Origin of the sequence: Sphingopyxis sp. QXT-31, from assembly GCF_001984035.1 — a bacterium.
In the GTDB taxonomy this organism is placed as follows: domain Bacteria; phylum Pseudomonadota; class Alphaproteobacteria; order Sphingomonadales; family Sphingomonadaceae; genus Sphingopyxis.
Map to the genome: position 1 here is coordinate 515692 of NZ_CP019449.1, position 11487 is coordinate 527178.

Consider the following 11487-nt stretch of genomic DNA (forward strand, 5'->3'; position numbering starts at 1 on the left):
AAAGCGGGAGCTGGAAACGGCCGGACAGTTGCGATCGCGCGCGCCTGCCGTTTTCGCGGACCGCGACTTGCCGATCCGAGCTTGTCAGACGGTCCAGCGCGCGGGCGCGAGCGCGATGGCGATCGGAGGATGCACCCGCTGCCATTTCGTTGCGGCGAGCACGTCGTTGCTCTCCTTCGCCTCGCGGCCCGGCCCAAGCGACCAGGTGATATGATAATGGCTGCCGTCGCCGCGATCGGTGGTGCCGCCGATGCGCACGACGAGCGCCTGGACGCCCGCGCCGTCGTCGACTTCGCCGACGATCTCGCCCGCGTGCGCGGCGGGTAGGGGCGTGTCCTCGGCGGTCCCGAAGCGGAGCGTCACATGGTCGGCAACCAGCTCGGCATAGCGCGGTTCGAACCGTTCGAGCAGCCAGTCGCGCTCGGCTGGTGGCAGCTTCCAGCCGGCGATGGAGCGGGTCATGACGCCTTGCGCTTTCGCTTTGTGGGGCCCGCGCCAAGTTCGATCCAGGCGGGCGCATGGTCGCTCGTCTTGTCGAGCGCCCGCGGGCGGGTGTCGACGCCAGCTGCCTCGAGCCGCTTCGCCGCGGGCTTGTTCAGCAGCAGATGGTCGATGCGGATGCCGGCATTTCGTTCGAACGAGCGCCGCCAATAAGCCCAGAAGCTGTAGATGCGCTCCTCGGGATGCAGGTGACGGATCGCATCGGTCCAGCCCTGGTCGAGGATGCGCCGGTAGGCGGCTTTGGCTTCGGGCGCGAAGAGCGCGTCCTTCTTCCAGTTCGCGGGCTTGTACACATCGAGGTCGGTGGGAATGACGTTGAAGTCGCCGCAGATGACGACGGGGGCATCGAGGTCGAAGAGCGTTGTCAGATGCGCGTCGAGCCGTGCCATCCACTGCATCTTGTAATCGAACTTCGGACCGGGCCAGGGGTTGCCGTTGGGAAGATAGAGGCCGGCGACGAGGATGCCGCCGACCGCGGCCTCGATATAGCGGCTCTGCTCGTCGCCGGGATCGCCGGGGAGCCCGCGGCGCGTTTCGTGGATTTCGCCGACGCGGCTCAGCATCGCGACGCCGTTCCAGCGGCTCTGGCCGTGCCAGATCACGTCATAGCCCGCGTCGCGGATCGCCTTCTCGGGGAATTTTTCCTGAGGGGCTTTCAATTCCTGCAGGCAAACGATGTCGGGCTCGGCCTGCGCGAGCCAGCCGAGCAGAATGTCGAGGCGGCCGCCGATGCCGTTCACATTATAGGTCGCGATCTTCACAGGTCGGGCAGCGTCTGATCGGCGCGGCCCCAGCCTTGCAGCGCCTTGAGGCTCGCGCGCTTCAGAAGCTCCTTCGCGTCGGTGATGCGGAAATGCGACGGCTTGTCGATCGTCTCCATTTCCTTCCAGCTGATGGGCGCGGCGACCGGCGCGCCTTCGCGGGCCCGCGCTGAATAGGGCATCACCGCAGTCGCGCCGCGCTGGTTGCGGAGATAATCGACGAAGATCCGGCCCTTGCGCTGCGCCTTGGGGAGGGCGGCGGTGAAGCGGTCGGAATCCATCTGGGCGACGGCGCGGGCGAGCCGGTGCGCGAAGTCCTTGACCTCGGGCCATTCGGCGCGCGGCACGAGCGGGGCGATAACATGGACGCCCTTGCCGCCGGTGAGCATCGGGAAGGTCTCGAGGCCCATCTGCTTCAGGATGTCGCGGAACTGGAAGGCGGCGCTGCGGACCGTCTCGAAATCGAGACCGACGTCGGGATCGAGATCGAAGACGAGCCGATCGGCCTTCTCGACATCCTCGATGCGCGCGCCCCAGCCATGGAATTCGATCGTGCCCATCTGGACGCAGGTCATCAGGCCCTCGGGCGTGTCCATATAGAGATAGGGCTGGTTGTCGCCATCCTTCTCCTCGATCGCGACGTGTTTCACCGCATCGCCGAAGCTTCCGGCATCATGTTTCTGGAAGAAGCATTTCTTGGCGCGGCCCTGCGGACAGCGCACGAGGCTGATCGGGCGCGAACCCGCCCACGGCAGCATGATCGGCGCGAGTGCGGCATAATATTCTGCAAGCTCGCCCTTGGTGAGCCCCGCCTCGGGAAAGATGACGCGGTCGGGGTTGCTGATCGGTACTGGCGAGGCGTGCGCTACCTCGGCGACCGCCGCTTCGCTCTCGATGACGACCGCCTCGGGATTCTTGTCCTCGCGAAGGCCGAGATAGCTCGGGTGGCGGAGCGTGCCATCGTTCGTCATCTCGGTGAAGGCGATCTCGGCGACGAGCTTCGGCTCGATCCAGTGCGCGCCGCGCGTCTCGGTGCGGGGCGCCTTCACCGTCGGCTCCTTTCGTTCGAGCGGCTTCATCATCGCCTGGAGGCGGAAGAGCTCCTCGGTATCGAAACCGGTCCCGACCTTGCCCGCGTAGCGCAGCGCGCCATTCTCATGGACGCCAAGCATCAGCGAGCGGAACGCGCGCGACGTGTCCGAGGGCGTCCAGCCGACGATGACGAACTCCTGCCGCTTGATGCACTTGGTCTTGAGCCAACTTCCCGTGCGCGCGCCGACATAGCGTGCATCGGCCTTTTTCGAGATGACCCCTTCGAGACCCGCGGCGCAGAAACTCTCGAGCAGCTTCTCGCCGCTGCCCGCGATATGATCCGAGTAGCGGATATGCCGGGAGGCCTTGGGAAGAATTTTGGCAAGATGCGCCTTGCGGTCGAGGAGGGGGAGGGCGGTCAGATCCTCGCCGTCCAGCGCGAGCAGATCGAAGGCGAAATAGTCGATGCTATCGGGCGCGGACTTCAGGGCATTTTGCAGTGACTGGAAGCTTGAGCGGCCTTCAGCATCGAGCACGACCGCTTCACCGTCGATCAGCGCGCTGTCTACCTTCAGCTTTGCGGCCTCGGCGAGGAGCGGCGCGAAGCGCTCCGACCAGTCGACACCCGAGCGCGTATAGGCGCGGGCCTCGCCGCCGCCGACCGCGATCAGCAGGCGGTAGCCGTCATATTTCATCTCGTGAACCCAGCCCCTGCCGGCGGGAACGCTGTCGACGAGCGTCGCCAGCTGGACCGGACGAAAGGGCGGGGGAGCCGCAGCCTTTCGTTCGCCGCGCTTCGAAGAGGGGGCGCGGTCTGCAGGGCTCGGTGCGGCGGTCTTTCTGGCCATGGACTCAAGACCATCCGGCGCCGCGATCGTTCCCGGTGGCGGGGCAACTTGCCCGCCCCGCCATGCGTTCCCATTTTCGTCCCCGAAACATGGAGCTACAACATGGCGAATGGCTGGGCGCGCGACGGCGCCGTTCAGGAGCAGATCGACGACACGGTGAGCGATGCCGTCAAGGAGGCGCGCCTGCGGCTGCTGTCCGGCAAGGGCGCGGACTATTGCGACGATTGCGGCGAGCGGATTCCGCAGGCGCGGCGAAAGGCCTTGCCTGCTAGCCGTACCTGCATCGGGTGCCAGACGCTTCGCGACGCCGAACGCCGTCCGGCCGGTTTCAACCGCCGGGGAAGCAAGGACAGTCAGCTGCGTTGACCCCTTTGGAAAGCGGCCGCGGCGTCGACTTCAGGCGCGCGCCTTGGCTGCGGCGCGGACTTCCTGCGATCGGTCGAGCGCGATAACGAGGATATCGTCGCCGTCGACGATGACGCCGACATTGTCCATGCCGACGAGCGACACGCGTTTTCCGGGCGCGCGGACGAGGCAATTGTGGCTGTCGTGTGCGAAAAGATCGTCGCTGCAAGCATTACCGGAAGCGTCGGCACCTGCGAGCGCGTGCACCGCCTGCCAGCTGCCTAGGTCCGACCAGCCCATCGACACGGGGACGACCGCAACGCGGGCGTCTTTCTCCATCACGGCATAGTCGATCGAATCAGAGGGCGCCTGTTCGAACGGCGCGCTTGCCGCGTGCAGGGCATCGCCATCGTGCAGCGCATTGGCGACCGCGGCTTCCGCCGCGCGATATATGGCCGGGCAATGCGTGAGCATCGCTTCGCGCATGCGACCGGCCCGGAAGAGGAAGATGCCGGCGTTCCAGCTGTAGCCACCCTCGCGAAGCATCGCTTCGGCATCGGCGAGCGGCGGCTTCTCGACGAAGCGGGCGACGGCAAATCCCGCGCCGCCGAGCGGCGCGCCGCTGGCGATGTAGCCGAAGCCCGTGTCGGGCCGATCGGGGGCGATGCCGAATGTGACCAGCCAGTCGTCGCGCGCCAGATCGGCGGCTTTGGCGATGGCGCCCCGGAATGCGGCTACATCGGCGATGACATGATCGCTCGGCATGACGAGCAGCAGAACGTCATCGGCCGACGAAGCGACCGCGAGCGCGATGGCGGCAGCGGTGTTGCGCGCCGCGGGCTCGACGATCAGCCGAAGGTCGCGACCCTGGGATTGCTCGCGCACCATCGCGACATGCTCGGCGCCGCACACGATGAGCGGCGCCGAAAAGCCGGCTCCGGTTGCCCGATCGAGCGTGCGGGCGAACAGGCTCTCCTTTCCGATGATGTCGAGAAACTGTTTGGCACGCGCGCCGCGGGAAGCAGGCCAGAGGCGCGTACCCGCGCCGCCGCAAAGAATGACGGGCTGGATCGTCGCAGACATAGGATCAACCTTCTAGGGTCGGGGCGGAGGCGCGCGAGCTCGACCCGATCGACTTTCCGCCGTTTTCGAAATGAGCGACCGGCTGGACCATGTCCGAACGAACGCCGCGCAAGCGAGCGAGTTGCCCCTGTTTCTGCGCAAAGGCCCGAAATTCGGGGCGGATTAACGCAGGTTATACCGAATTCTCGCATGCGTGATCCGGATTGAGCGCGGTCAGCGTGTCCTGTTGCGCCGGAAAATTGCGAAGTCGGCGATAAGAATGCTTCAACGACGAAGATTGTGGAGGCTTGCCGGTCGGACTTCACTTCCGCCGCATGCAGCCCGCCGGGGCACCGGGGCGTTGAACAGGCATGAACGAGAGCGACACCTTTCTGATGCTGGCCGGGCAAGAGCTGAAATTCCTCTCCGACCTCATCGCGCGGATCGATCAAGGCCGTCTTGATCCTGTCGGCCTCGACCGGGAGGCCGCGATCCTCCTCCTGCGCGAGGTAGCGGCGGAGCGCCGAAGCCTTGTCGATCGGCTGAAATCTTATGAGGGTGAGGGCGGCGCTGCCTGGACCGGAGCGCCCGTATAGGGGCTCTTTGTCGGTCCTTGCTAATCTCGTCCGCCGCTATCCCTTGGCATTTCGGCGGCGCGTTTCCCAACCCTTTTTCGCGGCCGCCGATCGCTTTTCGCTGCTCTTGCCCGTACCGCTTTTGCGGCCACGTTTTCTCGAGGCTTCATGGGTATCGGGCTGGCCACGGCCGGAACCCGACTTGTTGCCGCCGCCCGACTCCTTGTTCACCGTTGCCCATGCGCGGCTCTCCGCTTCCTTCTTGCCGACGCCGCGCTTCTCATAACTTTCTTCGATATGCTCGGCCTTGCGCTTTTGCTTGTCGGTGTAGCTTGATTTGTCCCCACGGGGCATGACAATTCTCCCTATCCGGCCCCCTTTGGTCAACCAACGGAACATCTTGGGGTTCCGCTAAAGACGCTAATCGGTGGCATGCAAGACCTCGCTTCCGGAGACGGACACGAGCGCGCTGGCCGTGTCGGCACCGCGTGACAATCGTTGCGAGCGGCGGCGGCGCCCAGATATGATTGCCGCTCGGCGCGGTCTATCCGTTGACGACCGTTCCGCCGTTCGGGTGGAGCACCTGGCCCGATATGTAGCTGCTGTCGTCGCACGCAAGAAAGAGGAAGCTCGGCGCGACCTCGTTGGGCTCTCCCGGTCGCTTCATCGGCGTCGTCTCGCCAAAACTTTCGACTTTTTTGGCTGGCGCTCCGCCGCGTGGATTGAGCGGGGTCCAGATCGGTCCGGGCGCGACCGCATTCACCCTGATGCCCTTCTCGATCAGATTCTCGCTGAGCGAGCGCGTGAAGGCGGTAATGGCGCCCTTGGTCGCACTATAGTCGAGCAGACCACCGCTCCCCTGATACATTGTCACGCTCGTGCAATTGATGATCGCCGCGCCTTTCTTGAGATGCGGCAGCGCAGCCTGCACAAGATAGAACATGCCGAAGATATTGGTGGCGAAGGTGCGCTGCAGCTGCTCCGGGCTGATGTCGCGAATATCGTCCGCCGGATGCTGTTCGCCCGCATTGTTGACGAGAACATCGATGCGCTTCAGCTTGCTCACGACCTTGTCGACGATAGTCTTTCCGGCGCTGGTTTTAGCCACGTCGGCCTTGACGAGGATCGCGGTCCGCCCTTCGGCGCCTACGAGCGAAGCCGTTTCCTCGGCATCGGCCTTGTTGCTCTTGTAAACGATTGCGATGTCCGCACCTTCGCGGGCGAACAATACGGCTACCGCGCGCCCGATCCCGCTGTCGCCGCCGGTCACGATCGCGACCTTGTCCTTGAGACGGTCGGAACCGGCATAGCGCGGCTCCCATTTCGGCGCGCGGTCGAGATCGGATTCCCGGTCTTTCGGCGGCGTGCGGATCGTCTTCGTCTCGCCGACCTCCTTCCGCAGTTTCCTTGCCGCCGTCTGTTTTCCGCGCTTCTCGGACGCGGTTTCTCCGACCTTTCCGGCCTCTGATTTGCGTGCCATTGCCGACTCCTCCTGTTCTGCCTGTCATCGACAAACCGGCGGGTCCTACACTTGGTTGCGGAGCTCTTGGCTCATGCCGAGCTGCGCTGCGGCGGAGCTGTCCGGTACATTCCATGGGCTGGACATGCGCGGCCGACTTTCTACCTATGCAGCGTTGCAATCCTTACCGCCCGGGGGCGCGCCCTGCGCTGCCGAAGCTGAGAGAAGAAGTTTGTCCAAGATCGTGAACGGTGCCAGCCTGCAACCTCGCTCCGGAGGCGCCCCCAAAAACATCGTGCTGCTGCTCCACGGCTTCGGGTCGAGCGGCTCCGACATGATTTCGCTGGCGCCGGAGTGGCAGGAGGCCTTGCCAGACACGCTGTTTCTTGCGCCGCATGCACCGCAGCGATGTTCGATAATGGGCGGGGGCTACCAATGGTGGGGGCTGTCGGGTTTCGCCCCGGCGGCGTTGGCCGCAGGCGCTGCGTCGGCAGCGCCGGCGATCGACGCGTTCATCGATCGCAAGCTCGCGCAATATGACCTCAGCGAGGCCGATCTCGCCCTTGTGGGTTTCAGCCAGGGCACGATGATGGCGCTTCAGGTCGGCCTTCGCCGCCCCCGCGCCGTTGCCGCTATCGTCGGCTATTCGGGCATGCTCGCGGGCGCGGCGGATCTCGGGCATCATGTTCCGTCGAAACCGCCAGTCCTGTTGGTGCACGGCACGGCCGACCCCGTCGTACCGATCGCGGCGCTGCACATGTCCGAGAGCCAGTTGAAGCGGCTCGGCGTCGATGTCGAGACGCATATCTCCTACGGCGTCGCGCACAGCGTCGACCCGGTCGGACTGCGGACCGGCCGCGACTTCGTGACCGGCGCCTTTGTAAAAAGCTGCGGCTGAACCGCGCAGCTTCGTCACGGCGGCATCGGGCGCACGGGTGTCGGCGAGCGACGCGGGGTGGCCGGGAAGGGAGAGGGGGGGCAGCCGCGGTGGGGTGGGAGCCGCGCGGAACTGCCGGGTGCAGCGGGCGTTGGCCTGATAGGTCAACATTCGGGGACAGGCATCATGAACAAGCTGCGGCGGCTCGAGACATTTGCGCGGACGGGGTGGTTCGCGCGCGGCGTCGTCTATTGCCTGCTGGCATGGATAGCGCTCACCGGTTCGTCGGCCGACGACGCCAGTCCGCAAGCTGTGTTCCGCTCGGTCCGCGATATGCCCGCTGGCTCGATCCTTCTTGCTTCTCTCGCGATGGGTCTGGCGCTTTACGGCGCCTATCGCCTGTACGGGGCGGCGCTCGATAGCGAAAACAAGGGAATCGGTGCGAAGGGCGTCGCTGTGCGGATAGGCTATGCCGCGAGCGGCATCGCCCATTTCTTTCTCGCCTGGGCGGCGCTTCGCCTTGCCTCGGGCGGCGGCGCCGAAGACGGCCGCGAGAAAGAGGCGGCGGGCATGCTGCTCGACCTGCCGCTTGGCGGCCTGCTCCTCGGGTTCGTCGGCGGCGCCTTCCTCGCGGCGGCCGTGCAGCAGGCGGTCAAGGCCTGGACCACCGATTTTGCGAAGGATCTCGATGCGGCAGCACCTGCATGGGCCGTGCCCGTCGGGCGGGCGGGGCTTGCTGCGCGCGCGGTCGTGTTCGCGGTCATCGGCGCCTCGCTCGTGCGCGGCGCCTGGTTCGGCGCTGCCCGCGAGGTCAAGGGCCTCGGCGACGCGCTCTCGGCGCTCACCGACAATCCGCCGCTCTATCTGCTCGTTGCCGCCGGGCTGTTCCTGTTCGGCGTACACAGCTTCGTCGAGGCCCGCTGGCGGCGGCTTCGCGATGAAGACATGATCGCGCGGATCATGGCAGCGCGACGCTGACGATGCCCATTGCACGGGCCCGCGGAACCCTGTGGGCTTCGCCGCGTTTGCAGGGCAGTCATCAACAGGGAGAGTCTCGATGAAAAAGCTGTTTGTAACCCTCGCCGCAACCTCGGCCCTCGCGCTCGGCGCCTGCCAGAGCCCCGCCGCCGACAAGGTCGAGGATCAGGCCGAAGCGAAGGCCGAGGCGATCGACGATCAGGCCGACGCGATGCCCGAAGGTCCCGCCAAAGAGGCGATGGAGCAGAAGGCCGATGTCGTCGAAGAGCAAGGCGAAGAAAAGGCCAACGCGATGGACGACAATGGCGAGATCGCTCCGTCCGAAACCGGCGTCGGCGACACCCAGAAGAAATAAGACTGCCTTCCCTAAGGGCAGGGTGAAGGGCGCCGGTTCCGGCGCCCTTTATCGTTGCGGTGGCCCGGCTCAGGCTGCTGGCAGCTGGCGCCGCTGGGATAAGGCAAGGGAACGCGGTTCGGCGTCGCTTCTCAGCACAGCGTCCGATCGAGAAAGTCCCCGATCAGCGGGACAACCTCGTCGAGGTTGGTTTCGAGAAGCCAATGGCCGCCGTCGAGCAGATGCAGCTCGGCGTCGGGGAGATCGCGCAAATAGGCGCGCGCAGACTTCTCGGGCATGTAGAAATCCTGCGGACCCCAGACGATGAGCGTCGGCGGGTGGTGCTCGCGCAGATAGCGTCGATGCGCGCCGAACCAGGAGCGGTTGGCCTTGAGGCCGGCGATAAGGTCGATCGCGATCTCGCGGCGCCGCGGAGTGATCAGCGACCAGTGCAGTTTCCAGAGGTCCGGCGGAATGCGCGGCACGAGATCGGGCCGCACGTCGTTCAGAAACTCTTCGCGAAAAACATCCTCGCTGATTGCCTTGCCGATCTCGGCGCGCATCTCGGGTTCGGGAAGCGACCAGCTCTTCTCTATCTCGGCATATTTGTCGCCCAGCGCATCCTCATAGGGAATGTCCCCATTCTGGATGATCTGCGCGAGGATGCGTTCAGGCCGCATGATCGCGAGACGTGCGCCGATCGGCGAGCCGAAATCGTGAAGATAGAGCACAAAGCGCTCGACGCCGAGCGCACGCACGAACCCGTCGAGAAGCTGCGCATAGCCGTCAAAGCTATAGTCGAAATGCTCGGGCGTGTCGCTGTAGCCCATGCCCGGATAATCGGGTGCGAGCAGCCGCCACCGATCGCCAAGCCGCGGCAGGAGATTGCGAAACTCGAACGACGAACAGGGATAGCCATGCGGCAGCAGCAGGACCGGAGCGTCGGGCGGTCCTGCCTCCCTGTAAAAGATATCAACTCCGCCGACATCGATCCGCCGATGGAGAGTTTCTCCGTTCACAGTCGATGCTCCTCGCGCGTCACGATCTCAAGGGGCTGGCAGTTCCACTTCGGGCAGCGCATCGAGGTCGGTCTTGGTCATGCTCGTCTGAAGATCGGTGTCGTCGCCGAGTACGATAGGTTTGAGGCCCTGCACCGGTACATGAACATAGCGGTCGGGACCGACGCCATCGAGCTCAACGAGGAGACGGTCCACATTGTCGTCGGCGCCGCGCAGCACCTGCGATACGTCTCCGAGATCCTTCCCGTCCGCGCCGACGATATCAGCGTCGAGAAGTTGTGGCTCGCTGAGGCCGAGCGCCGCAGGGAGGGGGCCGGCGACCGTAGCGCTGGTCTCGGCGGCACGTTCCATCCTGTCCTCGGCAGCTTCCTGCTTACTGTCGCAAGCGGCGAGAAAAAGTGCGGCGCCGGCACCGAAGATGAGGATGCGCATGTCTTGTCCTTTCAGTAGCGGATCGAGCTTTGGTTCGACGCGGCGGAACTCGAAATCGTCATGATCTGACCAGGAAACGCCCCGCTGCAAAAGCGGTTGCGATTTTGCCACGTGCGGCTCTTGGGGCGCGGTCTTCATCTACGCCTCAGCCCGCCTCCGTGACACCCTCGTCGAGCCCGCGCGTCTTCGGTCGCAGCGCCTTGTACCGCGGAAGGAACGCCATCATCGGCATCCAGCTCGGCGCCTCGGCGGTGTAAAGCTGGAAAGCTGGCGCAATCTCTTCCGGATCGTCCAGCGTCCCCGCCGCAATATCGATCTCATCGGCCTGGTGGCGCACATGGATCGTTAGCGGCGAGCCGCACGTCCGGCAGAAGCTGCGCGTTCCGAAGCTGGTCGATGCGAAGCGTCCGATATGCTCTTCGCCCGCAAGGATGCGGTACCGGTCGAGATGGACGGTCGTAAAGACCATGCCGCCCGCCCCCGAGATATGCTGACAGACACGGCAGTGACACCAGCCGCTATCATATGGCTTTTCCTCGAGGCGGTACCGAACCGCGCCGCAAGCGCAGCCCCCATCAAGCGCAACCTCTTCGGCGCTTGCATTGTCGCTATCGGAGGCGTTCGGCATGGAGCTCGCCTTTCTCGCGGCGCGGGTATCGGAGAGGGTAGTGGCAGACCGATGGGGTGGTGGCTTCTCTTTGTCCTTCACCGACCGGGAACCGTGGCGGGATGTCTTTCCTTGTCAGAGCTGAACTTCGCCCTCATCTTCCCCGTCCCAATAATGCGCGCGGGTGCCCGACACCTTGATGAGGACGATCCCTGGCGTCTCGATGCCGTCCGGCCACCAGCGTTCGAGGCCCTTCGTCCAATGTTCGGCGAATTCGGCCTTGTCGCGGATGAGCTCTGCGTGACCCTCGACGGCGAGGAAGAAGGGCCGCATGCCGAGCAGGCCCGATTTGCCCTGATAGCTCAGATTGACGTTCGGGTTGGCCGCGATATCGGCGACCATGTGGGACGTCTCGTCGGTGAAGAACCAGGCATCGCCGTCATAATCGACTTCGCGATTGTTGCTCATCGGCCGCGACCCGATGGCGCCGCCCGCGGTGTGCGTGGCGAGCATCGCGAAGTCGATATCCTTCATCTTCTCGGAAAGCTGTTCGATCGTCATGGTCATGGGAGGAGCCTTTTGTCTGGAGCGTCTGTATCTGCATCAATGCGCCGCGAAGGCGGGAGTTGCGGAGGGGGGCTGCGCCTCGCGGCTTGG

The 11487-nt window shown here is 65.0% G+C and carries 15 protein-coding genes; 5 read left to right on the plus strand and 10 right to left on the minus strand.

What is annotated here, in order from left to right; all coding sequences use genetic code 11:
* Window positions 1-84: 84 nt before the first annotated feature.
* From BWQ93_RS02510 to ligD, 3 genes are read right to left on the minus strand one after another with little or no spacing between them, the layout of a single operon-like run.
* Window positions 85-462, minus strand: a complete 378-nt coding sequence (locus BWQ93_RS02510; RefSeq protein WP_077029147.1) for a hypothetical protein — start codon at window positions 460-462, stop codon at window positions 85-87.
* Window positions 459-1262, minus strand: coding sequence for an exodeoxyribonuclease III (gene xth / locus BWQ93_RS02515; RefSeq protein ID WP_077029148.1), 804 nt, complete (start codon window positions 1260-1262; stop codon window positions 459-461). The genes BWQ93_RS02510 and xth overlap by 4 nt, the downstream gene beginning before the upstream one ends.
* A complete protein-coding gene (ligD, locus tag BWQ93_RS02520) occupies window positions 1259-3142 on the minus strand; it encodes a DNA ligase D (RefSeq protein ID WP_083720550.1) in 1884 nt (627 codons plus the stop codon). Before ligD ends, xth begins: the two co-directional genes overlap by 4 nt.
* 102 nt (window positions 3143-3244) lie before the next feature.
* On the opposite strand from ligD, the gene BWQ93_RS02525 reads away from it, so the two are divergent.
* The gene (locus BWQ93_RS02525; protein ID WP_077029150.1) at window positions 3245-3508 is read left to right on the plus strand and encodes a DksA/TraR family C4-type zinc finger protein; all 264 of its coding nucleotides are present in this window, start codon (window positions 3245-3247) and stop codon (window positions 3506-3508) included.
* Window positions 3509-3538: 30 nt separating this feature from the next.
* Here the strand turns inward: BWQ93_RS02525 and BWQ93_RS02530 are convergent, their stop codons facing one another.
* Window positions 3539-4570, minus strand: coding sequence for a mannose-1-phosphate guanylyltransferase (locus BWQ93_RS02530; protein ID WP_077029151.1), 1032 nt, complete (start codon window positions 4568-4570; stop codon window positions 3539-3541).
* A 350-nt stretch (window positions 4571-4920) separates the two neighbouring features.
* On the opposite strand from BWQ93_RS02530, the gene BWQ93_RS02535 reads away from it, so the two are divergent.
* On the plus strand, window positions 4921-5145 hold the full coding sequence (locus tag BWQ93_RS02535; protein ID WP_077029152.1) for a hypothetical protein: 225 nt from the start codon (window positions 4921-4923) through the stop codon (window positions 5143-5145).
* 36 nt (window positions 5146-5181) lie between these two features.
* Here the strand turns inward: BWQ93_RS02535 and BWQ93_RS02540 are convergent, their stop codons facing one another.
* Together BWQ93_RS02540 and BWQ93_RS02545 are read right to left on the minus strand one after the other, a co-directional pair.
* Window positions 5182-5478: a plasmid stabilization protein gene (locus BWQ93_RS02540; protein WP_077029153.1), complete on the minus strand. Its 297-nt coding sequence runs from the start codon at window positions 5476-5478 to the stop codon at window positions 5182-5184.
* A gap of 190 nt (window positions 5479-5668) precedes the next feature.
* Window positions 5669-6604 carry an SDR family oxidoreductase gene (locus BWQ93_RS02545; RefSeq protein WP_083720552.1) on the minus strand — a complete coding sequence of 312 codons (936 nt, stop codon included), beginning with the start codon at window positions 6602-6604 and terminating at the stop codon, window positions 5669-5671.
* 223 nt (window positions 6605-6827) lie between these two features.
* Here BWQ93_RS02545 and BWQ93_RS02550 point away from each other — a divergent pair, with 223 nt between their 5' ends.
* The 3 genes from BWQ93_RS02550 (at window position 6828) to BWQ93_RS02560 (ending at window position 8793) form a co-directional block, all read left to right on the plus strand.
* Window positions 6828-7481, plus strand: a complete 654-nt coding sequence (locus tag BWQ93_RS02550; protein WP_257787757.1) for an alpha/beta hydrolase — start codon at window positions 6828-6830, stop codon at window positions 7479-7481.
* Between the two features lie 165 nt (window positions 7482-7646).
* Window positions 7647-8438: a DUF1206 domain-containing protein gene (locus BWQ93_RS02555; protein WP_083720556.1), complete on the plus strand. Its 792-nt coding sequence runs from the start codon at window positions 7647-7649 to the stop codon at window positions 8436-8438.
* A 79-nt stretch (window positions 8439-8517) separates the two neighbouring features.
* Window positions 8518-8793: a hypothetical protein gene (locus tag BWQ93_RS02560; protein ID WP_054727924.1), complete on the plus strand. Its 276-nt coding sequence runs from the start codon at window positions 8518-8520 to the stop codon at window positions 8791-8793.
* 131 nt (window positions 8794-8924) lie between these two features.
* On the opposite strand, the gene BWQ93_RS02565 is transcribed toward BWQ93_RS02560, so the two are convergent.
* The 4 genes from BWQ93_RS02565 to BWQ93_RS02580 form a co-directional block, all read right to left on the minus strand.
* On the minus strand, window positions 8925-9791 hold the full coding sequence (locus tag BWQ93_RS02565) for an alpha/beta fold hydrolase (RefSeq protein WP_077029154.1): 867 nt from the start codon (window positions 9789-9791) through the stop codon (window positions 8925-8927).
* Window positions 9792-9818: 27 nt separating this feature from the next.
* Window positions 9819-10361, minus strand: coding sequence for a hypothetical protein (locus tag BWQ93_RS02570; RefSeq protein ID WP_232314711.1), 543 nt, complete (start codon window positions 10359-10361; stop codon window positions 9819-9821).
* A 7-nt stretch (window positions 10362-10368) separates the two neighbouring features.
* Complete coding sequence (locus tag BWQ93_RS02575; RefSeq protein WP_077032160.1) at window positions 10369-10851, minus strand: GFA family protein; 483 nt, start codon at window positions 10849-10851, stop codon at window positions 10369-10371.
* 114 nt (window positions 10852-10965) lie between these two features.
* On the minus strand, window positions 10966-11397 hold the full coding sequence (locus tag BWQ93_RS02580) for a pyridoxamine 5'-phosphate oxidase family protein (RefSeq protein ID WP_077029155.1): 432 nt from the start codon (window positions 11395-11397) through the stop codon (window positions 10966-10968).
* Between the last annotated feature and the right edge of the window lie 90 nt (window positions 11398-11487).

Bases quoted from the DNA above. Each gene is read 5' to 3' on its own strand.
- BWQ93_RS02570 (WP_232314711.1), bottom strand. From the start codon at position 10,361: ATGAAGACCGCGCCCCAAGAGCCGCACGTGGCAAAATCGCAACCGCTT.
- BWQ93_RS02580 (WP_077029155.1), bottom strand. From the start codon at position 11,397: ATGACCATGACGATCGAACAGCTTTCCGAGAAGATGAAGGATATCGAC.
- ligD (WP_083720550.1), bottom strand. From the start codon at position 3,142: ATGGCCAGAAAGACCGCCGCACCGAGCCCTGCAGACCGCGCCCCCTCT.
- BWQ93_RS02560 (WP_054727924.1), top strand. From the start codon at position 8,518: ATGAAAAAGCTGTTTGTAACCCTCGCCGCAACCTCGGCCCTCGCGCTC.
- BWQ93_RS02535 (WP_077029152.1), top strand. From the start codon at position 4,921: ATGAACGAGAGCGACACCTTTCTGATGCTGGCCGGGCAAGAGCTGAAA.
- BWQ93_RS02530 (WP_077029151.1), bottom strand. From the start codon at position 4,570: ATGTCTGCGACGATCCAGCCCGTCATTCTTTGCGGCGGCGCGGGTACG.
- BWQ93_RS02545 (WP_083720552.1), bottom strand. From the start codon at position 6,604: ATGGCACGCAAATCAGAGGCCGGAAAGGTCGGAGAAACCGCGTCCGAG.
- BWQ93_RS02525 (WP_077029150.1), top strand. From the start codon at position 3,245: ATGGCGAATGGCTGGGCGCGCGACGGCGCCGTTCAGGAGCAGATCGAC.
- BWQ93_RS02510 (WP_077029147.1), bottom strand. From the start codon at position 462: ATGACCCGCTCCATCGCCGGCTGGAAGCTGCCACCAGCCGAGCGCGAC.
- BWQ93_RS02575 (WP_077032160.1), bottom strand. From the start codon at position 10,851: ATGCCGAACGCCTCCGATAGCGACAATGCAAGCGCCGAAGAGGTTGCG.
- BWQ93_RS02555 (WP_083720556.1), top strand. From the start codon at position 7,647: ATGAACAAGCTGCGGCGGCTCGAGACATTTGCGCGGACGGGGTGGTTC.
- BWQ93_RS02540 (WP_077029153.1), bottom strand. From the start codon at position 5,478: ATGCCCCGTGGGGACAAATCAAGCTACACCGACAAGCAAAAGCGCAAG.